The following is a 19,446-nucleotide window of genomic DNA, read 5'->3' as shown; positions in this document are numbered from 1 at the left end:
GAAGGGCCGGGGATTAATCCTGAACCTTTGCGGACGCCGTAAGCGTCTGAATCAAAGACGATGCATCAAGGATAGAAGATGATCGCAGGTATTGCTCGTCGTCGAAATAGGCGAAGACCATGGTTTTCTCTTTCACAACATCGATGATCTTTTTCCCAAGCTCAACGGGCAGCGCAGGACAACCCTGACTTCTTCCTAACCGGCCATATTTTTTTATCCAGGCTTCGCTTACGTACTCAGCGTTGTGAATTACGACGGCGCGTTCGCGAATCCTGTCGTTATATCCCTTCTCCATGCCATCAAGTTTGAGACTGTAGCCCTTACTGCCCACATAGGTCTCACCCGTTACATAGAATCCAAGACTGCTTTGATTGGAGTGCACAACATTTGAAAACGACTTTGCTTCGTCTTCGCCGGTATTCTTTCCGTGACTCACGTAGGTAAAGAACTTGACAGCGAGAGCTTCAAGATCGATAGTATAGAATCTTTTAAGTGTGCTTTTCTTGCTGAAGTCGATGATCGAAATCATCTTTTTGTCGCTGAGCTTTCCTTGCTGACTGAGGTTGAAATACCCCGTCATCGCATACTTGAAAACTTTATAAGACAGATTGTACTCTTCAAGGTTGATGGAACGGTAGAGAGACTGAATTGAATCCTCGAATACGAGTTCGTCGGAAAAGAACCCATTGATGAAGCCTAAGGGACGAGATGTTATTGCGAGGGCTTGCGAGCTTGCGGTGTTGACCAGTGACGCTGCGGTTGCAGGGAATTCGGAGTTACTATTGTCCCCGTTGCGAACCGAGGTAAATTGGAAAGCCGTCGTAATGGCAAAAAGCAAGACAAGCATCACTGATCGTATCATCCTCTTTCTGGTTAAACCACGAAAATACCTGATTCTGAGGAAGAAACAGTACCCCAGAGTTGCGGAGATTGCCGTTTGCGGCTTTGAATGCGGACTCCCGGCCGACGAACAGACAAAAACGGCCGATGGATGACATGGTCAAACAGGGGTTCTGCACCTCTGTTTGGCGTATTAGAGGCTAGAAGTCTGTGCTGGGCTGCTTCAGGTCGAGTTCCTTAATCCAGACATTGCGATAGAATACGTCATGTCCCTCGGCCTGAAGTTTGAGGCCGCCTGGAACATCTGTGATGCCTTTTCCGCCATCATTGCCACCATCGATACCGGAGTTTGGACCACCCCAAACCTGGCTGATCTCATGATTGGTGTGCGCTTTCTTGCCGTTGAAGTATAATGTCACGCGCGCCTTTTCTGTGAGCTTCCCATCCTTAAAGCGGGCGGCGCGAAAAACGATATCATACGAGTTCCATTTGCCAACGCCATTGTATAACTCATATGGAGAACGCGTTTCATTGATGACGGCTGCTAGCCCATGCGTTGTAGTATCTCCGTCGAGGACCTGTATCTCGTAACGATTTTGAAGATATACTCCGCTATTGCCTCCCGGTTTCGCAATTAGGAATTCGACATGCGCCCGGAAATCGCGAAACTCCTTCTTGGTAACTATATCGGCCGCGCCGTATTTGCCGCCAGCACCGGCGGGATCGTTGCTGCTAATCACTGTTCCTTTGTCGACCGGGTCAGGCACTACAGTCCACTTAATTGGAAGAGTTGCCGCCAGGCGTGGACCTTTCCAGTACGTCCATTTGTCGTCCAGCATTTTGCGCGAACCGTCAAGATAGACTTCTGCGCCTTTAATAGGCTTCGTGCCAACGCCGACCTGTGCAGATGAAAGCAATGGCATGGCGAACAGGCATAACATCAGAACCTTGGGAAGCGACGTAGTTTTCATTGGGGCAATCTATTTGTAGTGAATGATAAGTTACCGGAAGAAGCGAAATCCACTGCGGACATGCTTTCCAGGTTTGTCAAGATAATGCGAATAGTCGAAACGCCGCTCTTTTGTATGATGAAAGGTAACAGCAGGCTCATCAGGTAAGACGTGTGTTGTATCCGGGTTGTTCTATCTTTGTGCAAAATCCAGCAGCAATGACCCAGTTCATCGAATTGCAAACGTCGGACGAAATTGGAAGCAAGTCCGAATTGATTAATGTGGCCAGTATTGGACGCGCCTATGAGAGTCCTCAAAACACCACGAAGTCAATCGTCGAGTTGAACTATCAAAGTGTTCACGACGCTCCTGTGTATCTTGAAGTAGACATGCCCTATGACCGCCTTCGTGCGTTGCTGCTGCAGTCTGATAATCATTGAAAACAATAGCTTGCCTGACCTGGTAAGGGTTTCATGGCTCCTTTGTGGCCATGGAATTTGTCCGGTGAAATGCTTTTGGGTTATCCAATCAAATCCCATTTCTTACGGTACTTGCGCGAGAGCAGAGCACTTGCTTCTTTGTCGTCGATAAAATCTTCGCGGGAAGCGTTCCATTTCAGGGGCCGGTTCAGACGCCACGAGATCACCGCCAGGTGCATGGGCAAAGTCATTTCGCGGACGTACTCCAGGTTGGACTCGGGTTGATTCCTGCTGCGAACTGAATCGAGAAAGTTTTGCTGATGACCTGGTGAGCGCACAATAGACTGTGCAACGGTTGGGATATCGGTCACGGTTTCTCCATTGATTGTCAGTGAGCGGGTTTTATAGTCGCATATCAGCGTTCCCTTATCGCCTTCGAAGTAGGCACCAATTCCACGTTCTGCAGCTCCAGGCACATTGGGTGGAGTTGTTGTCCAGTAAACCTTGAGATTATCGAATTCAAAATCGGCATCGACCCATTTCGGCGCATCGGCAACACCGTCGGTTTTTTCACCTCGTGCCGTAACAGATTTAAGGCCAGTTGGCTTTACTGCCCACCATGCAACGTCAGCGATATGGCACCAGAAGTCAGCGAATACTCCACCTGAATAATCCAAAAAGTATCGGTAATTAAGATGGCACCGTTCAGGATAATAATCGACGTAAGGAGCTGGTCCGAGCCACATATCCCAATTAAGCGTTGGAGGAGGAGCAGTCGGTGTCGGATGGCCCATCCCTGGTGAGAATCCGGTCTTCCAAAGACGAACAGTATGCACTTTGCCAATGGCACCAGATTGAATCAGCTCCACAACGCGATGGTAATTATCAGTTGCATGAATCTGCGTGCCGAGTTGAAAGATGCGCTTGTGTCTCTTTCGGGCCTTCAGCATTCGTTGTCCTTCATGAACATCGTACGAGAGGGGCTTTTCGCCATACACATCCTTTCCGGCATCGAAGGCCAGCATGGCAATTTGAGCGTGCCAGTGATCCGGAGTTGCAATTGTTACGGCGTCGATGTCTTTCCTTTCGAGGACATGCCGGAAATCTTCATATCCAACGGCACTGGTATCCGGTTTCAAAGACTTCAGCTTTGCGAGTGTGGTTTCCAGATGCGTTTTGTCGAGATCGCATAGCGCAACGATCTCCGCATCGGGCAATGCAGCAAACCAGTCCATATGCTGATTACCCATGCCGCCGAGGCCTATGTGGGCTATTCTAACCTTATCGCTAGGCGCAGCGCGTGAAATGAAGTTCGGCAGGATGGCAAAACCTAAAGCTGCGCTACCTGCAGCAATAAACTGTCGGCGGGAAACGGGTTTGGTCATGGCGTATTGGGGTTGTAATCAAACTTATCCAATTGCAGCCAATCATCCCAGAGTATGAGGATCAACGGTTTGCCAAAGCGAATGACTGGTAGTGTAAGGTTGGTGCACCACTTAATTATACGTGGTACTCATTGTGAACTGTTCTTTACTATCATGACTGATGCGCTCCCATGTCTTCCTCCAGTAAAAAAGCGTCCAACGGTAGGTTACTACGCGTTCGTAAAAGTCACCCCCACCCACTCTCACCCATTCATAGGTCTTAATACTAAATGGACCGTGGATACTCAATGGCTGCGGTTGGGCCGTCCATGTTACATAAAACAGCTGGTGTTGGAGTTGTTCCTGGAACAACGAGTCGAGATCTGATCGACGCTGAAACTTTACAAATTGTACATTGAATTTTGATTTTATCAACGACGGGTGAGAACTAAGTTGCTGCGATCTGTAGCTCCAGGAGTCGCCCGTCATGCAGTCGGTAGTATAGAAGTCTTTTACGAGAATTGTATCGGAGAAATGATGGATGGCGCTGCACCAATCGTCGTCCATGAGTTTGCCAGTAAGCTGACGATCGGCGATGGTGACAAAGGTAATGATCTGAACAACCATGACAGCACTCGCTATCAGGACCCATTTTTTCATATCAGTCAGACTGCTTTGATTTAAGCTACGAAGTTTTAGAGTTAAAAAAAATGGTGATCGCCAGATACATGCGGCATGTTGCCAAGGCGGGAGTTTCAAATCTTCTCCCGGAAATCGTAATTATGATTCGCTGCATTACCTGACGCCTTATATTTGAAACTGGCTTCATGGTCGACGTCTTTGAAGTATAAATACTGACTGCTGGCGAATGAAGTTGGTGAATGTGCGAGTTGGAATAGAGAACCAAACGGTGCTCAGGGATGGAATAACGTTGAAAGAATGAATGAAGAGAAAAGAAATATGAACGAGTCGTCGAAAACGCTACGGAAGTTAGATGCAAAGTTCCTCAACAGCGAGCTTGAATTTACTGCGTCTAGAAGCGATGGCCCGGGCGGGCAGAATGTGAACAAGGTGAGTACAAAGATCACGCTGCGGTTTAACGTGCGGGATTCTCAGTTACTCAACGGGGACGAGAAGGATCGCATTCTTAAGAAACTTGCCACCCGCCTTACAAAGGAAGGCGTGTTAATCCTGTCCGGTCAGGCATCCCGGTCACAACTTCAGAACAAACTGGATGTTGAAGAAAAACTGAATTCGCTCCTTCTTACCGCCTTAAATGTTGAAAAAACGAGGAAGAAGACTAAGCCTACCAAATCGTCCCGCGAAAAGCGTAAATTCAGTAAGATGTTGAACAGTGATAAGAAGAAGTGGCGTCAAAAGCCGTGAGGCGATTGTTTTTACCCAGAAGTTCATTTTTTGACTTTTTGCGCCATTTTCCTACTTGACCGATTTTCCAATTTTCTAATGCCGTGTCCCAGTTTGGCAAAGAAATCGTGCGGTAAGGCCATTTTTGAGGTGTTTTAAGCTATTTGTCCAGTGGCACGTTTTTCAATGATATCATTTTGTTAAGAGTTAATAACATGAGCTTCAAGTCTATTATCATCCGTTTGTATTACATGCTCATACACTGCGACGGCAAGGTTAACGAAGGCGAAATCGCGTTGGGAAAGCGCATGATGGAAGCCGAGCAAATCAGCGAAGCAGAATTCGATCGCTTAGTTACTGCCCTTCAGGACCGGGATCTGGCCGCTTTGTATAAGGAGTGTATCGTTGAATTAAAGAGGCTGCCCAAGCCTTTGCAGATCCGTTGCATTGCCTGGCTTTGTGTTCTGGCCAATGCCGATGGTTTCATGGACCGTGCCGAGTGGCAATTCATTTACAAGATCTATCACCGCGAACTTCAACTGCCGCTCGATGTAATCATGGGTGTGCAAAAGGAGCTTATGCGAAAGGTGAACGCAGTGATTATCGAGCAGATCGCTCCGAATCTTTCCAATCCCAGATTGGCATTGTTTTAATAGTAGCAATTTCTGGAAACAAATCGCAAACCAGGTCAGTAGCTCAAAACGTATCGCGGAACAATACCCAGCCGCTTAAGTTGTCGGAATAACAGTTGTAGGCAAGAGATTTCTAAGGCTGCTCCAAAAAGGAAAACGGGAGCAACCACGTTAATGACTGCTCCCGTCTTCGTTGCATGATTATCGTAATAATCACTCAACATCCAATCACTAAGTCATCTCATTGAAACTGGATTGAAGCATCTTACGATTTTCTTCTCCAAGTTCATCCTTGCGAATGATCTTATGTTCCGAATCAGTTGCGAGATCCTGAGATTCGCACCGACACGATCAAACTCTCCAGGCTTCTTTAGTTTTATCTCCCGAAGGAAACAAAATTTTGTTTACCTGTTTTGTCTGACCTACGCGGTGACTTGTTTGTTAATTGGTGATATGAAGATACCCTCTCAACTAATGACAATCCAAAAAAGATATCATTTATTACTCCACAACTTTTGCACTAAGTTATGCACAAATCATTTGTTGATTTGTTGATTTGTTGATTTGATGATTTGGAATGTACTGTCGCAATTCAAATTATTTCATTGCACGTTTTTATATTCACGCATGTTCATCCAAAAGTGTAGGGGGCAATTGTCACAAGACGAGACTCAAAGCATTCAATAATAACCGCAATGCGCGTCACTCTTAAAGCTACGAATGGACCTCACGTCTTCTGCTTTTTCTTTTTGGCAGAAGGAAACAGGACATTGTTGAGAATTAAACGATAGCCGGGCGAGTGCGGGTAAAGATTGAGATCCGTTACACCTCTTCGTCTGCCAGGTGATCCTTCGGGATCATGACCACCATAGTAAGTCCAGTGCCCTTTGCCCAGTTCACCATAGATGTATCGGACGTTTCCAGCTTCATCGTTTTCCCCAAGAACGAGCGCTTCCGGTTTTACGAGAGTTTTGAGGAAGGATGTTGTTTGCCCTGTGAATTCTTTGATGACATACTCGTGATCCTGGGTCAGCATAGAAGGAATGATGTCCCACTTGGCGGAGAAGCTAAAGAGGCGAAAGAAGTCTTTGCTGCTTTCAAAAAAATCAGGCCGCCCTGTATTGATGTTAGAGAATCGTCTGCTGTTGCCGAACTCGAGGGTAAAATTTTCAAAGGCAAGAGTCTTCGAATAATCCAGCTTACTTTGAATGTCTGGTGCATCATCATCGAAAGAACCTTCAAGAAATTCGAGGCCATCGGCGGCCAGTGCGATATCAAAGGTTTCGGCACCGGAGCACATGGCAAACAGGTAGCCGCCTCCTGCGCAGAAGCCTTTAATCTTGTGCGCTACTTCCGATTTCATTTGTGACACAGATGAATAGCCGAGTCTGGTTGCTGTGGCTTCCTGCATCTTTGATTCGAGGATGGCCGACTCGCGCCACATAAAACGCCAATGCTGCCCTGTGAAATCTTCGTGATGCAAATGCAGCCAGTCATAAGAGGCCAGTGCATCCGTGAGTACCTCGTCGTCGTAAATGATTGTGTATGGTATCTCGGCATAGTCCAGTACTGTAATCACAGCATCTGTTTCATCTGCAATCAGTTCGTTCTTGATGGAATAGACAGCAATTCTCGGAGCGGTTTCAAGGCGAACGACATTCATATTTACTGAAGGGCTCGCGATTTCCTGGAGGATATTATTTGTTCTGATGTCGGAAACGGCTTCGAAGGAAACTCCACGAACCACGCATTCACTGGCAACGTCTTCGCTATACGGTATGAGAAAGCTGCCTCCTCTGTAGTTCAGAAGCCAGTCTACATACACGCCTTCTTTTAAGGCATGAAAGGCAAGGCCATAAGCTTTAAGGTGATTTTGCTGATGTTGATCCATGGGAATCAGTATCGAGCCGGCCCGGCAGCACATCAGCCCGATCGTTATGAGCACCGATATCAAAACTGCTCCTCTCAACATAGTCAACCGCCACAACGGTTCGTGATATGATTAAGGTCAGCAATTTTTAAATCAATTGCAATGATAGTTTGTCTGGCGTTGTGATGATTTGGCTGAGAGGGAAAACCGAACGCCTTCACTTAAGAAACAACGGTTTGCACAAGCAGCTTTTGCGGTACGTCCTGGCCAGGGGCTTTATGTTCAAAGGATTAAGTACGGTGTTGCCCGGGATCTTTATGATATCCGGAAATCGACATAATGATCCCGGGGTATTATATTTGAACCAACAAATTGAATTACAAAGCATTTCGCTATGAGATTAGGTCAGATCGCCCGGAAGTTAGGTGTTAGCCAGGGCGAAGTTGTTCGATACTTGTCGGGTCAGAATCTGGCAGTAGAGGAGGGGAGCAACGTTAAGCTTGAAGAGGTTCACATTCGTTCATTGTATGCGCATTTTGCGCCGTCGGAAATTTTCGATTCGAAACAAACTGTTGAAGAGCAGTCCCAGGCATCAGATGCAAAGATTTCCGATGCACCCATTGAAAATGCAGATGAGCGGGCTTTATTGAACCCACCGGAGGAGCCAGCAAACGCACCAGAACAACCTTCTGAGCCGGTAGTAACAACGCCGTCATTAACAACCACGCCCAATGACCAGAGCGAAACTATTCGCGCTCCGAAAATCGAGCTTGCCGGCCTAAAGGTGATAGGAAAAATCGAATTGCCTCAGCCGAGGAAAAAAGAGACGGCGCCAGGTGAGAACGCTGACGGGTTGCAGGCACCTGCAGCCGCATCGACAGAAGGTGAAGGTACCGCATCCACAACTCCTGGTACCGAAAGTCCAGGTTCTCGTCCCGAGAATATCAGACCCCTTAACCGCGAAAGCCGCAGACCCGATGACAAGCGTCGATCTCAAAACAAGCACCCAAGGGAACAACGGCCTTATAAGAATCCTATCGCTGCGCAACGCGAGCGCGAAATCGAAGAGGAGCTTCAGCGCAGAAAGGAGAAAGCCGCACAGGAAAAAGAGAAGCGAACCCAGAACTACCAAAAGCGAGTGAAGCATTCTCCTCCAACCAAGGCGGCGAGATTGATTGAGGAGCCACTGGAGCAAATAAACGAGACTATTCTGAACGAACAGCCAACTACCTGGTTTGGTAAGTTCATGAAGTGGTTCCGCAGCTAGCCTGCAGCTGCCTGGTCAACCTTGCGAGAAGTAAAAACTTTGCCGGTGCAATTGAGGTTGACTACGTCCGGGACGTAGTCCTTTATTTCCTTACTTATTTCCTCACGGCGTCAATAGTTTTGTGCGCAGTGAATTTCATCACCAGAGGTAGTACAAGTCGCGCAATCCAACCTGCCTTTCTAAGTTTCTGACCGATCAGCAGATCGATGCCCAGGTTTGATCCGGCCTTTAAAAGAGTACCAGCAGTGCTTTGACCATTGTTGCCTGAACGAGCAAAGAACGATAACACCTTTGCCACGGGTTGAATTTTTTCGCGTATCTCCACAAACTCCGACCGCAAGTACCCTTTTTGCCGATTTAAATCTTCCTGGAGGCGCTTACGTTCAGCAACCACTTCATCGAATGTGCTAAACTTGTTCATAGATGTTGCGAACGATAATATTCCGAAGCCAGGGAAGAATGGTTGAGTTTGCTGTAAGTAGACCTATTAACAGGAGGAAGAGATAAAACCCGCCTACTATAAAGAAACCCGCTTTCATATTATGCATCGCATCGCCGATCCACCAGGCGGTTCCAAGCCCGGCGAACAGGAGAACGAAAACACCTACGACAAGAATTAAAATGCCAAAGATGCTAACAGATCCCCCTCTCGCCGCGCTCTCGACAATGCGGACATTAACGAAACAGCGGTAGGTTTCAATCAAGTCGCCCACTGCATCAACCACTCCGTTTTGCTGCTCCCTGTCACTCGTTTCCATTGTACCGAATTTGAATTTCAGTTCTTGCTCATCTCTTTCAGCTGTGCACCGATCTCTTCTGCGGTACTCTCAGATTTCGATTTTGCTTTGGCCACGGCATCCTTGCCCATATCAATCAACGATCCTAATTCGGATAACCAATCCTTTGTTCCGTTAGCCAGTTTCTTCTGAAGATCTTTACCTTTCTCAGGTGCGAACAGCATTCCGATAATCGCTCCAGCAGCCGCTGCGGCAGCCATGCCCACTACGAATTTGGTTGTTGTATTCATAATAATGTTGGTTTGTTTTCTTATACTTTTCTGTTTCTCATCAACTACTGCGCCAACTTCATCACTTACATTACTGGCATCATCGTCAGTACACCTATTTAACGTAACGGTTTTAGAATCGTTATTCGAATGTAGGTGACTTTGCTTTCTGCCTTCGGATCCGAAGTGGTCTTTTCGTTGTACTTTTTTCGTCAGTGTTGTTTTCGTCTGATTCACCAGGGAGTTGATCACCCAGCAGTACACCCCATGGACGAAGCTGAGGAACTTTATCGAAGATTACTTTCAACACTGCCAGTCCAGGAATGGCGAGGAACATGCCAGGTATACCGCAAAGTGCACCACCTACCAAAACGCCAACGATGGTAACAAGCGCGTTTATCCGCACTTTGTTTCCAACGATCCATGGCATTGTAAAATTGTTGTCAATAATCTGAACCACGGCAAGTACAACACCCACCCACAGCACGAGCTTAGGTTCTTCAGAACTAACCAGCGTAATGACCATGCAGAAAATATTCGCGACGAGCATACCGACGTATGGAATGAGGTTGAGCAATGCAGCGAGCAGGGCCAGAAATACAACATACTTTATGCCCAGTATGAGGAAGCCAATGGTATTTAAAGTGAATACTATCGTAGTTTCTATCATCAGGCCTGTTACATATTTCTGCGCAATGGTACTTGATTGCAACAGCACATCGCGTACTTCTTCTTCTGTTCCATTTTTGAATACGCCGACAATGAAGTACTTGATAGTTTCCCGATAGTACAAAATAAGAAAGGTATAAATGGGAAGGAGCACGACATAAGCAAGGCTGCCCGTGAGTGAGCCCAGCGTTTTACCTACCACCTGCGGGCTTTTTTCTTTTATGCCTGCGACGGTGTCTTCAATGTATTCGTTTTGTTTGGAGACAGCGATGTTCATGTGTTCGTTTACCCATTTTTGAAAAGAATGTCCCAGTGTAACAAAGCGTTCCTTCAATGCTGGCGCATCGTCGAGGAAGTGCATGATCTGCGTCGAAAGGAAATACAGAATAGCAACGAAGGTCACAAAAGTGAGGACCACCGGTATTAGTATGGAGAGAACCTTATGAAGACCTTTTGATTTGAGAAACTTTACGATCGGAAGGAGCAGCGTCGCGAGAAGAATGGCGAACAGAATAGGAATGATAATGTCCCGCCCGAGAACCACGCCCGCTGCTAATAAGCCTATGGCCAAAAGGGATACTCCGAACTTTAGATAGAATGGGGAATTGTCTGCGGTCTTATCCATACAAGGATGATTTTATTCAGCCAGACTTAATTTCCGTGCCAGCAAAACCGACTCGTTATCAGGTATAAGATTCGATGAGACTGGTTTCATGACGACATCTGCTGTGTAAAATTGTCCACACGCGCCGCTTCAATTTCTACATTAAAACATTGTGTTGTGCGTGTTTGAATTGATCGGAGCATAGGGGCTAACTTTATTCAAGGCGCAGTTCTTGTTTTGATTTCGTCGCAGTAAAAATCAAATGAGATGGGTCTTAAACATCTTGGAGTTTCTTCCTGGACAATACTTAAAAAGACAGTCAGCAACTTCATTGCGGATGATTCAGCGTCTTATGCCTCCTCCATCGCTTTCTACACGATATTCTCTCTGCCGGCCGTACTAATAATAGCATTGGCTATAGGGGCCGCATTCTATGAACGCAACGTTGTAGAAGAGGAGTTGCTGAGCCAGGTCGGGCGCCTGATTGGACCAGATAGCGCTAATGAGATCAGGTCAATATTATCGCATGCAACTTTTGATGCAACCAGTACCTTCGCGAAAGTGGTGGGTATCATTACACTAGCGTTCAGTGCTACCACTGTATTCATTTCTCTGCAAACAACACTTAATAAAATCTGGGGCATAAAGCCTAAACCCAAACGCGGTCTGATCAAGTTTCTGCTTAATAGATTATTGTCGCTGGCCATGGTGGCTTCCATCGGATTCCTGCTTCTCGTTTCTCTTGTGATCGATGCTGTGCTCGTGATCTTTCAGGAGATACTCTCTAGGATGCTCGCCGGAATAACGTTGTATGTTCTGAATATGGTCAACATTGTTATATCGCTGGCACTTGTGACGGTGATTTTTGGACTGTTGTTCAAAGTGCTTCCCGATGCAAAAATCAAATGGCGTGATGTATGGGTGGGTGCGGCGATTACAACAATACTTTTCGGTCTGGGAAAATATCTCATAGGATTTTATCTGGGCAACAGCACGTTTAATTCAGCTTACGGTGCCGCCGGTTCATTGGTGATAGTCCTGGTTTGGGTCTATTACTCGACGGTTATTTTTCTGTTTGGAGCTGAGCTTACTTCGGTATATGCTGAAGAATCAGGAAGCAAGATTGAACCTTACGAGACGGCGGTAAAGGTACAGACCATTGAACTGGAGAAGAACGAGAAGAATGAAACCACCGCTGTCGAAAAGAGTCCGTTGAGACATACTTGAAAAGAGCGCGTCGTGTGAATTCGATGGATCATTCTATAACTTATGAGATTAAATGCGCAAGGCGATGCACCGATGCCTCTTGATTGTTGTAATATTTTTCGTGTCGGTGGGAGCATTGAAGGCCCAGCAGAAGCGCAATGCGAAAGGAGATACCAGCAAAGAAGTAAGGTCGTTTAAAGTTAAACGTGGCGATCTCGTCATTCTGCGTGACACCTCGTTCCTGGCCCATCGGGACACCACGGTGAAAGTGCCCGCCCGGCAGGCCCGTCATGTGAAAATCCGAAGAAATCCTTCAGCTATTGCTGCCATGTTTTATGATAGTCTGGAACAGAGAGCAGCGTCCGGGAAGGTTACCAAAGACGTCTTCAACATGGTGATGAAGAAGCATGGCAACAAGGAGCGTCTCGTCAATTCAATCATTGTAAGCGAGGAAGTTTTCAAGCCCTTTGAGGGAATGAAGATCAAATCTATTTCGATAAGGCAGGTAGATGTCCTGGAGGGATCCGTTATAGATACGCTCCAAAAGGCCACGACGAAAGTAGGTGTATTTGTCAATCGTGTTCACCGCGACACCCGCACACGCCTGGTTCAGCGCAATCTTTTGATTAAAGCTGGCGAAGAGGTAGATGCCTATCGCCTCGCTGACAACGAAAGAGTATTGCGCCAATTCAGGCCGTTGAGGGATGCGAGAATTTATCTGTCCAGGGACAAGAAGGACAAGAACGCGGTCCATGTTGTGGTCGCTACCCAGGACGTTGCTTCATTGGGATTTGCAGGTGCAAGGAGATCCTGGAAGGACTTTCGCTTCGACGTGTTTCATGTTAACCTTGGGGGTACGGGTACTCTTGCCCGCATATCATACTATAGAAACGAGTATTACCAGCCACACAACGGATGGGAATTCGCATTGGGTCATCCTAATCTTTTTGGAAGCTTCATCAAAGGCGAGGCGGTATATACGAACAACTTTATGCAGGAGCGCGTTGGTGTTTCTTTCAGTCGCGATTACTTCACGCCGGAAATAAAAGTTGGCGGAGGTCTTACTTACAATCAGAGTCACGAGAATTTTTATATCGATGGATATGACACGCTACGTACACCTCATCAACTGACGATGTTTGAGATTTGGGGTGGTCGTTCGTTTCAGATCAGGAAACGGACTAACCTGATACTTAATGCTCTTGTCAATGAACGTAAATACAGTCAGCGCCCATTTGTGTCAAGTGATTCAAATGTCTTTTTGCATGACAGAACGATGGTTGCAGGAAATATCTGGCTCGTCAAGCGAAACTACCTTAAAAGTCTTCGGATACGCGGCTTCGGGCGGACAGAGGATATACCAGTAGGTGCAGGTGTTGGATTCATGTATGGTCATGAGTTTAGTGAGTTCAATGACCGCAATTATTTTCAGCTTGATTTAACGATGGGCAAGTACTTTCCACGCGTTGGCTATTTAAACGTTTTGGCAACTGGCGGCACATATCTCGTAAATGGAAAGGGTCAGGATGGTTTGCTTTCGCTGAATGCAACTGCGTTTAGTGACCTTATCAGATTGCGCAGAACACAGATGCGTAATTTCATTTTCTTCGAATGGACCCGGGGCTACAACCGAATCCTGGACCGAACGCTTATCGTGACAGGTAAATGGCGGGACAACCAGGGAAACATTCCGGTTGGAAACCGCCGCCTATCTATCGGGTTGGAATCAGATTATTTTATGCCCTGGTATTTCTATGGGTTTCAATTCACATTGTATTACAGGGGCGATATCTATTTGTTGTCGAAAGACGACCTGATCGACCGGCGCTCTTTGTTTTATTCAGTAAAGGCCGGCATAAGAATGCTGAACGAAAATCTCGTCTTACCTGGATTCACAATAGAGTTGGGTTATTATGGGAAGAATTCACCTTTCCCTGCCGCGTGGCAGTTGCGTTTCATTACTACACTTCCCGATCTTTTTCCTGTTTCAACGAACTTCAAGCCGCAGGTGCGGACATTTGATTGATAATGTCCCGCACCCACGTAAACATCTTAGACGCAATCATCACTTACGTTTTCCGACGAAGATAATAACCAGACCAGCGGCGGCCAGTACGGCTCCGGTGATCGGCGACCAATAGATTGGTGTCTTCTCTTCTTTGTTAATCTCGACAGGACCCAGGTCAACCACTTCTTTTTTGGTGATTACATTGAAGCCGGTGAACACAGTCATGATAAGGCCCAATACAAGCAAAACGATTCCGAAGTTTTTCATAGTTAGTTTAAGTTTGATTTATAGATTGATTGTGTTAGAGCGATCGACGATGCAGCCTTTCCATTTTAAGATTGGCCTGAAGTTGTTTTTGGGTCAGATGGAGACTTGTATCTACATAAGTGATCACTATATGCGTGAGGTGATGACGTTAACGCTATCAGATTTCTCCGTGCGCTTCTCGTTTTTCTCTTCCTGACGTTCCTTCTTTTTCTTTTCCCTGTTCTCTTTCCGGAGATGCCTTATTGAATCGCGTTTCTCTTTGCGAGTCTGAGGTTTTCGCTCGGAAGGAGGGTCGACAACGCTCGACTTCACACCTGAGAACAATGACTTCACCCAAACATTGAATACTGCTCTGCGCTGATCGCGCTCATAGTAGATCTTTCCGCTTCTCTTTTCTACAGGCACTTCTTTGCCTTTATCCTTTTTTACAAACAAGTTCAGCGCAAATGATTTCACATCATTCTCCTTGGCTTGTTTGTCCTTCGTTAGTCCGGCAATCTTAAGATTTTCATAATTGACAAGCAGGTTCCCGCGCGATGCGACGTTGTCATAACTGAAGTCGAAATCCAATGCATTAAGACGTCCAGACTCCACTTTCACGAAGGCGAGACTCTCGAGCATTGGGTTCAAAGTTTCCAGACGCAGATTGGATATTCTTCCCTTTGCATTATAGACCTGCGCCTTATCGTAAGGAAGTGTGAAGTCGACTTTGATCGTCCCGTTTTGCATCACACGCGACGTGACATGTAGAACTGACTGCTTGTGACCTGGATAGAAATCCCGGTTGGTTACTTTGGCGACGTTGGCCTGCAGGTTGTCAAAGAGTATATAGCCTGTCTGAAACCCTTTCTCAGGAAATTCTTCATACTTGATCTTCGTATCAACCAGGAGGAGAGAGTCAAGGGCGAATCCAAATCGCAGCTTTCGGATCAATTCGACAGGTAATGGCGTATCATTATGCTTAATGAAAGGAAGACGCTTGTCACGAAACACATAAAGGTCGGCGTTTTTGATTTTCAGGCTTGAGGCAGTAATAATGCTGTCGCGGATCTTGCTAATGTCAAGTCCGGTCAGTTCGACCTTCGGAACCCGTAGTACAAATCGGTCAAATTGCTTTCCTAGCCTCCTTGAAAATTTGTATTTGCCATATCTGGGAATCAAGGCAATGGATTCTAGCGTGAGTTCTTTGGATTTGCTATTGAATGCGATTGCTTTCACATCCAGCGTGTACATGCTCCGTTGGGCAGTCATCTTGTACGCTTTCACTGCAATGTCAAAATCATCAAGTGTGTAGGCATTGACGTCATCTAGACGGTCAGGTTCAGCTAGAATGGCATTGTGAAGGGTGAGGTCTACGGAGGCTCTGTGCTCTGTGATAGTGTCCTGTCGGACTATGAGCTCAACATTCTTAATAGACAAAGTGCCTATGCTAAGATGATTGAATGGCAGGTGGCGCGTCTGGGGGCTTTCTTCAGTAGAAGGAGAATTATTATTCTTCGTTTTGTCCGGGAGCCTGCGATCCGCCACAATCTTACCTTCTGCAAGGGTCAAAGACCCTATGTTAACTTCTTTGTTACGAACGAGGGCAAGTACATTGATCCACGATGCCCGGATAGTTTCTATGCTTATTTGAACTTTGGAAAAGGCTTTCGGGCGGTTGCCCTCAGTGAGAGAGTCTGTTTTTTCTTCAGTGCGCCATTCGAATCCTTTCAACGATACTGAACGCGTGACCAAATCTACGTTGACCGTGCGCACAGTTATCCCCGCTTGTTCGAATACAGACTTAAGTTTTCTCAGCGCGAGTTTGGATAATGTGATGTCTGCCACTACCAGAAGAACAATCAATCCCACGAGAGAGATTACTATTGTCCGGAAGGGTAGGCTGCGTTTCATAAAGTTTAAGAAGGGCTGTCAGCGTCACATGCACAGTGGTTAGGGGTGGCGATGACAGCCACTAGTTTAAACCCGCTCGCCGCGAATGAGTCTGAAGATTACAGCGATGACGGCGATCACTAACAGGATATGTATAAGTGAACCCGCGCTATATACAAAGAACCCAAGTGCCCATGCGATCACGAGGATCACAGCGATGGCATAAAGTAAACTGCTCATAGTATTGATTATTTGATTGATTAAGTTTTTGAACAGGCCACTATGATTATCGTGCCACCATAAACCTGTTCGGAAGGGTTAATCAAGGGCTTTTTATGCCAGAGTATGGAGTATGAGTGCCTCAAAACTGTGGAATATTTTCTACATATTAGATGCTGAAAGGCCAAAATGGATTGCGGACCCGCATGGCATGATTTTTACCTTCCACGATTGTATAATTCGCGCCCCGCAATGAGCAGAGTTTTGGTAGTTGATGATGAAGAGGAGATTTGTCTCCTGGTTACGCAGTACCTGCGGAAGCTGGGATACGACGTTACGTATTCACTTTCCAGGGCGGAGGCGGTAAGCAAATTATCGGCTTCGCCGTATGACTTGTTATTTGTCGATCTGAATCTCGCTGATGGCTCCGGTTACGACGTGATCAAGGTTCTGCAGGAATCCAATTCGCCGACCAAGGTTATCGTCATCAGCGCCTATGACAATGAAAAAATGAAAGCATTGCAAAAAGGGGCGTCACTGTTCCTGGCAAAACCTTTTACAAAGAAAGCGATCGATGAATCGCTTCAGAAGCTCAACTTCCTAACACACTGATAATCTAAACGTACGAACTGGTAATTTGATTTTATGCACAAGCTATTGATCATTGATGACGACAAGGACATTTGCCTTGTATTATCGCGCTTTCTCACAAAGAACAATTATGAGGTAAACGTGGCGCACAAAGGCGAAGATGGTTTGCAATTGCTGCGCTCGAACCAGTACTCGGCCATCCTTTGTGACTATCGCCTTCCTGACCATACGGGTGTGGAAATGCTGCGTAAGATAAAGTTGCTTCAGCCCAGCGCTGCGGTGATCATTATCACCGGTTATTCCGACGTTCGAATTGCTGTGGAGACGTTCCGCTATGGAGCAAGTGACTATGTAACCAAACCGTTATATCCGGATGAGTTGCTGGTGACGATCCGCGAAACAATAGCTAAGAACGAAAAGCGAAATCAGGTTGAGCGTGCTGAGCCTGCCGTTGAGGACAAGGCAAAAGGCACGGCTCCAAGAAAGAATGTCTATGCGAACAATAACTATATTGTTGGAAAGAGCATTCAGTCTCAAACAGTTCAAAAATACATCGAGCTCATTGCTCCGGCTGAGATGTCGGTTATTATTCATGGTGAAACCGGAACGGGGAAGGAATTTGTCGCCCAGTCTATTCACCAGTTTAGTAAACGATCAGATAAACCTTTCATAGCAATAGACTGTGGTGCGTTGCCAAAAGAGCTAGCGGGTAGCGAGTTGTTTGGTCACGTCAAAGGTGCTTTTACCGGCGCGATCAGTGATAAGCCCGGAAGCTTTGAAGTAGCAGATGGTGGTACAATCTTCCTCGATGAGATTGGAAACCTCTCGTATGAAAACCAGGTAAAGCTGCTTCGTGTGATTCAGGAACGACGCATTAAGCGCATTGGTGCAACCAAAGATATTGCTATTGATGTTCGGATCATTGCCGCAACAAATGAAGATCTCAATAAGGCGGTGAAGGAAGGAAGGTTTAGAGAAGATCTTTATCACCGTCTGAACGAGTTCAAGATTCAGTTATCGCCTTTGCGCGAACGCAAGGATGATATTATGGTCTTTGGCAACTACTTCCTCGAGAAGGCCAATCAGTCGCTGAACAAGAACGTGACGTCTTTTTCTCCTGCTGTGACTGATCAGCTTAGTAACTACTACTGGCATGGCAACCTTCGCGAGCTGAATAACGTGGTGAAGCGTGCTGTTCTTCTTACTACCGGTGATACCATTGAATCGGACAGCCTTCCGCATGAAATCATTCAGTCTAACTCGGCAACAGTTACTGCCGGCGCACTGGTGGAGGACAATGTGGGCCTGCTTAAATCAATTGCCGGATCGGCGGAGCGGCAGGTGATTATCGAAGTTTTGGAGAAGGTGAACTATAATAAGTCAAAGGCAGCGGAGCTTTTGAAAATTGATCGCAAGACACTTTACAATAAGCTTAAGCTGTACAGTATTAATGCCTGATGCTTGTCGTAAAGCGAAAGGCAAGGTTTTGAGCGCACGAACAACGGAAAGGTTATCCGCCACTGGCGGATAACCTTTGAAGTTTGAATCATATATCACTCTACTTGGCCTGGTTGAGGTTGAATGCGAGGTAGAGTTGAGCACAGGAGTTTTTGGCGTCACCAATCGTCCTGCGGGCAAGGTCGCTGTCAGCGATTTCTGTAAGGCCAAGATTGTACCGGGCGCCGACTTGGGCTGGACCAAAGTTCAGTCCGAATCCTCCGGAGACACCAAAGTCGAAGTGCTTAAGATTGTCGCGATTAATCTCATCAGTTCCATTGACTACATCGCCCGAGTATTTGATATTCGAACTCAACAGATAACTGACGTAAGGACCCAAATGAATCTCTGCAGCATCGCCCAGCTTGAAAACAGCTAACACCGGCAGGTCCAGATAATTCAAGTTAAACTTTACTGTTTGATCGATGATCCCACCGTATTCAGCTCTTGTACCTCTCGTCGAATACAGCAACTCTGGTTGTATGGCAAAGGTTTCGGTTGAAAAGACCTGGCCGTATAAACCAGCATTGAATCCGTATCGCGCGTTCTTGTCGTCAATATCGTCTGAGTACAAGTTGCTCACGTTAAGGCCCCCTTTGACACCGGCACGTATCTGCGCATTTGCATCACTAATTCCCGCCAGAACTATGGCAACCAGAGCGAATAATGATAATAGTTTAAATCGTTTTGAGTTCATATATATATCACGTTGTTTTAACAAAGACACCGGAATAAATATTAAGCCAAACAGAAATTTTGCCGTAATTCTGAAGTATGACGTCACAATCAGTGCGACGCAT

General features: G+C 46.3%; 21 protein-coding genes. 8 read left to right on the top strand and 13 right to left on the bottom strand.

Annotated features, from left to right (window positions below; all coding sequences use genetic code 11):
- Window positions 1-13: 13 nt before the first annotated feature.
- A complete protein-coding gene (locus WBG78_RS21610; RefSeq protein ID WP_337328575.1) occupies window positions 14-862 on the bottom strand; it encodes a murein L,D-transpeptidase catalytic domain family protein in 849 nt (282 codons plus the stop codon).
- Between the two features lie 178 nt (window positions 863-1,040).
- The gene (locus tag WBG78_RS21605; RefSeq protein WP_443092796.1) at window positions 1,041-1,781 is read right to left on the bottom strand and encodes a 3-keto-disaccharide hydrolase; all 741 of its coding nucleotides are present in this window, start codon (window positions 1,779-1,781) and stop codon (window positions 1,041-1,043) included.
- A 227-nt stretch (window positions 1,782-2,008) separates the two neighbouring features.
- Here WBG78_RS21605 and WBG78_RS21600 point away from each other — a divergent pair, with 227 nt between their 5' ends.
- On the top strand, window positions 2,009-2,230 hold the full coding sequence (locus WBG78_RS21600; RefSeq protein WP_337328573.1) for a hypothetical protein: 222 nt from the start codon (window positions 2,009-2,011) through the stop codon (window positions 2,228-2,230).
- Window positions 2,231-2,310: 80 nt separating this feature from the next.
- On the opposite strand, the gene WBG78_RS21595 is transcribed toward WBG78_RS21600, so the two are convergent.
- Window positions 2,311-3,594 (bottom strand): Gfo/Idh/MocA family protein, encoded by a 1,284-nt coding sequence (locus WBG78_RS21595; RefSeq protein ID WP_337328572.1) that lies wholly within the window; start codon window positions 3,592-3,594, stop codon window positions 2,311-2,313.
- 111 nt (window positions 3,595-3,705) lie between these two features.
- Window positions 3,706-4,233 (bottom strand): hypothetical protein, encoded by a 528-nt coding sequence (locus tag WBG78_RS21590; RefSeq protein WP_337328571.1) that lies wholly within the window; start codon window positions 4,231-4,233, stop codon window positions 3,706-3,708.
- A 279-nt stretch (window positions 4,234-4,512) separates the two neighbouring features.
- Here WBG78_RS21590 and arfB point away from each other — a divergent pair, with 279 nt between their 5' ends.
- Window positions 4,513-4,959, top strand: a complete 447-nt coding sequence (gene arfB / locus WBG78_RS21585) for an alternative ribosome rescue aminoacyl-tRNA hydrolase ArfB (protein WP_337328570.1) — start codon at window positions 4,513-4,515, stop codon at window positions 4,957-4,959.
- A gap of 194 nt (window positions 4,960-5,153) precedes the next feature.
- Complete coding sequence (locus WBG78_RS21580) at window positions 5,154-5,591, top strand: tellurite resistance TerB family protein (protein ID WP_337328569.1); 438 nt, start codon at window positions 5,154-5,156, stop codon at window positions 5,589-5,591.
- Between the two features lie 706 nt (window positions 5,592-6,297).
- Here the strand turns inward: WBG78_RS21580 and WBG78_RS21575 are convergent.
- Window positions 6,298-7,542 (bottom strand): asparagine synthetase B, encoded by a 1,245-nt coding sequence (locus tag WBG78_RS21575; protein WP_337328568.1) that lies wholly within the window; start codon window positions 7,540-7,542, stop codon window positions 6,298-6,300.
- Between the two features lie 292 nt (window positions 7,543-7,834).
- Between WBG78_RS21575 and WBG78_RS21570 the strand changes: the two genes are divergently transcribed.
- On the top strand, window positions 7,835-8,707 hold the full coding sequence (locus tag WBG78_RS21570) for a hypothetical protein (RefSeq protein ID WP_337328567.1): 873 nt from the start codon (window positions 7,835-7,837) through the stop codon (window positions 8,705-8,707).
- Window positions 8,708-8,801: 94 nt separating this feature from the next.
- On the opposite strand, the gene WBG78_RS21565 is transcribed toward WBG78_RS21570, so the two are convergent.
- The 4 genes from WBG78_RS21565 to WBG78_RS21550 form a co-directional block, all read right to left on the bottom strand.
- Window positions 8,802-9,128, bottom strand: coding sequence for a hypothetical protein (locus WBG78_RS21565; protein ID WP_337328566.1), 327 nt, complete (start codon window positions 9,126-9,128; stop codon window positions 8,802-8,804).
- Entirely contained in the window at window positions 9,115-9,465 is a 351-nt protein-coding gene (locus tag WBG78_RS21560; RefSeq protein ID WP_337328565.1) for a hypothetical protein, read from the bottom strand. Before WBG78_RS21560 ends, WBG78_RS21565 begins: the two co-directional genes overlap by 14 nt.
- A 17-nt stretch (window positions 9,466-9,482) precedes the next feature.
- A complete protein-coding gene (locus WBG78_RS21555) occupies window positions 9,483-9,734 on the bottom strand; it encodes a YtxH domain-containing protein (protein WP_337328564.1) in 252 nt (83 codons plus the stop codon).
- A 121-nt stretch (window positions 9,735-9,855) separates the two neighbouring features.
- Window positions 9,856-11,007 (bottom strand): AI-2E family transporter, encoded by a 1,152-nt coding sequence (locus WBG78_RS21550; protein ID WP_337328563.1) that lies wholly within the window; start codon window positions 11,005-11,007, stop codon window positions 9,856-9,858.
- A 246-nt stretch (window positions 11,008-11,253) separates the two neighbouring features.
- Between WBG78_RS21550 and WBG78_RS21545 the strand changes: the two genes are divergently transcribed.
- Window positions 11,254-12,213 carry a YihY/virulence factor BrkB family protein gene (locus WBG78_RS21545; protein ID WP_337328562.1) on the top strand — a complete coding sequence of 320 codons (960 nt, stop codon included), beginning with the start codon at window positions 11,254-11,256 and terminating at the stop codon, window positions 12,211-12,213.
- A gap of 64 nt (window positions 12,214-12,277) precedes the next feature.
- On the top strand, window positions 12,278-14,218 hold the full coding sequence (locus WBG78_RS21540) for a hypothetical protein (protein WP_337328561.1): 1,941 nt from the start codon (window positions 12,278-12,280) through the stop codon (window positions 14,216-14,218).
- A gap of 39 nt (window positions 14,219-14,257) precedes the next feature.
- On the opposite strand, the gene WBG78_RS21535 is transcribed toward WBG78_RS21540, so the two are convergent.
- The 3 genes from WBG78_RS21535 to WBG78_RS21525 form a co-directional block, all read right to left on the bottom strand.
- Window positions 14,258-14,467 (bottom strand): hypothetical protein, encoded by a 210-nt coding sequence (locus WBG78_RS21535; RefSeq protein WP_337328560.1) that lies wholly within the window; start codon window positions 14,465-14,467, stop codon window positions 14,258-14,260.
- A 126-nt stretch (window positions 14,468-14,593) separates the two neighbouring features.
- On the bottom strand, window positions 14,594-16,360 hold the full coding sequence (locus WBG78_RS21530; protein ID WP_337328559.1) for a DUF748 domain-containing protein: 1,767 nt from the start codon (window positions 16,358-16,360) through the stop codon (window positions 14,594-14,596).
- 66 nt (window positions 16,361-16,426) lie between these two features.
- Window positions 16,427-16,579: a lmo0937 family membrane protein gene (locus tag WBG78_RS21525; RefSeq protein WP_337328558.1), complete on the bottom strand. Its 153-nt coding sequence runs from the start codon at window positions 16,577-16,579 to the stop codon at window positions 16,427-16,429.
- A gap of 231 nt (window positions 16,580-16,810) precedes the next feature.
- On the opposite strand from WBG78_RS21525, the gene WBG78_RS21520 reads away from it, so the two are divergent.
- Both WBG78_RS21520 and WBG78_RS21515 read left to right on the top strand, forming a co-directional pair.
- Window positions 16,811-17,170, top strand: a complete 360-nt coding sequence (locus WBG78_RS21520; RefSeq protein WP_337328557.1) for a response regulator — start codon at window positions 16,811-16,813, stop codon at window positions 17,168-17,170.
- 33 nt (window positions 17,171-17,203) lie between these two features.
- Complete coding sequence (locus WBG78_RS21515) at window positions 17,204-18,607, top strand: sigma-54-dependent transcriptional regulator (RefSeq protein WP_337328556.1); 1,404 nt, start codon at window positions 17,204-17,206, stop codon at window positions 18,605-18,607.
- Window positions 18,608-18,707: 100 nt separating this feature from the next.
- On the opposite strand, the gene WBG78_RS21510 is transcribed toward WBG78_RS21515, so the two are convergent.
- Window positions 18,708-19,343, bottom strand: a complete 636-nt coding sequence (locus tag WBG78_RS21510; RefSeq protein WP_337328555.1) for a porin family protein — start codon at window positions 19,341-19,343, stop codon at window positions 18,708-18,710.
- Window positions 19,344-19,446: the final 103 nt, after the last annotated feature.

The sequence above is a fragment of the Chryseolinea sp. T2 genome (assembly GCF_037203685.1).
Classification (GTDB): domain Bacteria; phylum Bacteroidota; class Bacteroidia; order Cytophagales; family Cyclobacteriaceae; genus Chryseolinea.
The sequence above is the reverse complement of the archived record's forward strand: the minus strand, read 5'-3'. Positions and strand labels throughout refer to the sequence as shown.

What these genes read in the sequence shown, in the direction of transcription:
- WBG78_RS21525 (WP_337328558.1), bottom strand. Translation starts at nt 16,579, where the DNA reads ATGAGCAGTTTACTTTATGCCATCGCTGTGATCCTCGTGATCGCATGG.
- WBG78_RS21595 (WP_337328572.1), bottom strand. Translation starts at nt 3,594, where the DNA reads ATGACCAAACCCGTTTCCCGCCGACAGTTTATTGCTGCAGGTAGCGCA.
- WBG78_RS21570 (WP_337328567.1), top strand. Translation starts at nt 7,835, where the DNA reads ATGAGATTAGGTCAGATCGCCCGGAAGTTAGGTGTTAGCCAGGGCGAA.
- WBG78_RS21610 (WP_337328575.1), bottom strand. Translation starts at nt 862, where the DNA reads ATGATACGATCAGTGATGCTTGTCTTGCTTTTTGCCATTACGACGGCT.
- WBG78_RS21605 (WP_443092796.1), bottom strand. Translation starts at nt 1,781, where the DNA reads ATGTTATGCCTGTTCGCCATGCCATTGCTTTCATCTGCACAGGTCGGC.
- WBG78_RS21560 (WP_337328565.1), bottom strand. Translation starts at nt 9,465, where the DNA reads ATGGAAACGAGTGACAGGGAGCAGCAAAACGGAGTGGTTGATGCAGTG.
- WBG78_RS21520 (WP_337328557.1), top strand. Translation starts at nt 16,811, where the DNA reads ATGAGCAGAGTTTTGGTAGTTGATGATGAAGAGGAGATTTGTCTCCTG.
- WBG78_RS21550 (WP_337328563.1), bottom strand. Translation starts at nt 11,007, where the DNA reads ATGGATAAGACCGCAGACAATTCCCCATTCTATCTAAAGTTCGGAGTA.
- WBG78_RS21540 (WP_337328561.1), top strand. Translation starts at nt 12,278, where the DNA reads ATGCACCGATGCCTCTTGATTGTTGTAATATTTTTCGTGTCGGTGGGA.
- WBG78_RS21535 (WP_337328560.1), bottom strand. Translation starts at nt 14,467, where the DNA reads ATGAAAAACTTCGGAATCGTTTTGCTTGTATTGGGCCTTATCATGACT.
- WBG78_RS21515 (WP_337328556.1), top strand. Translation starts at nt 17,204, where the DNA reads ATGCACAAGCTATTGATCATTGATGACGACAAGGACATTTGCCTTGTA.
- WBG78_RS21575 (WP_337328568.1), bottom strand. Translation starts at nt 7,542, where the DNA reads ATGTTGAGAGGAGCAGTTTTGATATCGGTGCTCATAACGATCGGGCTG.
- WBG78_RS21510 (WP_337328555.1), bottom strand. Translation starts at nt 19,343, where the DNA reads ATGAACTCAAAACGATTTAAACTATTATCATTATTCGCTCTGGTTGCC.
- WBG78_RS21555 (WP_337328564.1), bottom strand. Translation starts at nt 9,734, where the DNA reads ATGAATACAACAACCAAATTCGTAGTGGGCATGGCTGCCGCAGCGGCT.
- WBG78_RS21600 (WP_337328573.1), top strand. Translation starts at nt 2,009, where the DNA reads ATGACCCAGTTCATCGAATTGCAAACGTCGGACGAAATTGGAAGCAAG.
- WBG78_RS21530 (WP_337328559.1), bottom strand. Translation starts at nt 16,360, where the DNA reads ATGAAACGCAGCCTACCCTTCCGGACAATAGTAATCTCTCTCGTGGGA.
- WBG78_RS21565 (WP_337328566.1), bottom strand. Translation starts at nt 9,128, where the DNA reads ATGAACAAGTTTAGCACATTCGATGAAGTGGTTGCTGAACGTAAGCGC.
- arfB (WP_337328570.1), top strand. Translation starts at nt 4,513, where the DNA reads ATGAATGAAGAGAAAAGAAATATGAACGAGTCGTCGAAAACGCTACGG.
- WBG78_RS21580 (WP_337328569.1), top strand. Translation starts at nt 5,154, where the DNA reads ATGAGCTTCAAGTCTATTATCATCCGTTTGTATTACATGCTCATACAC.
- WBG78_RS21590 (WP_337328571.1), bottom strand. Translation starts at nt 4,233, where the DNA reads ATGAAAAAATGGGTCCTGATAGCGAGTGCTGTCATGGTTGTTCAGATC.
- WBG78_RS21545 (WP_337328562.1), top strand. Translation starts at nt 11,254, where the DNA reads ATGGGTCTTAAACATCTTGGAGTTTCTTCCTGGACAATACTTAAAAAG.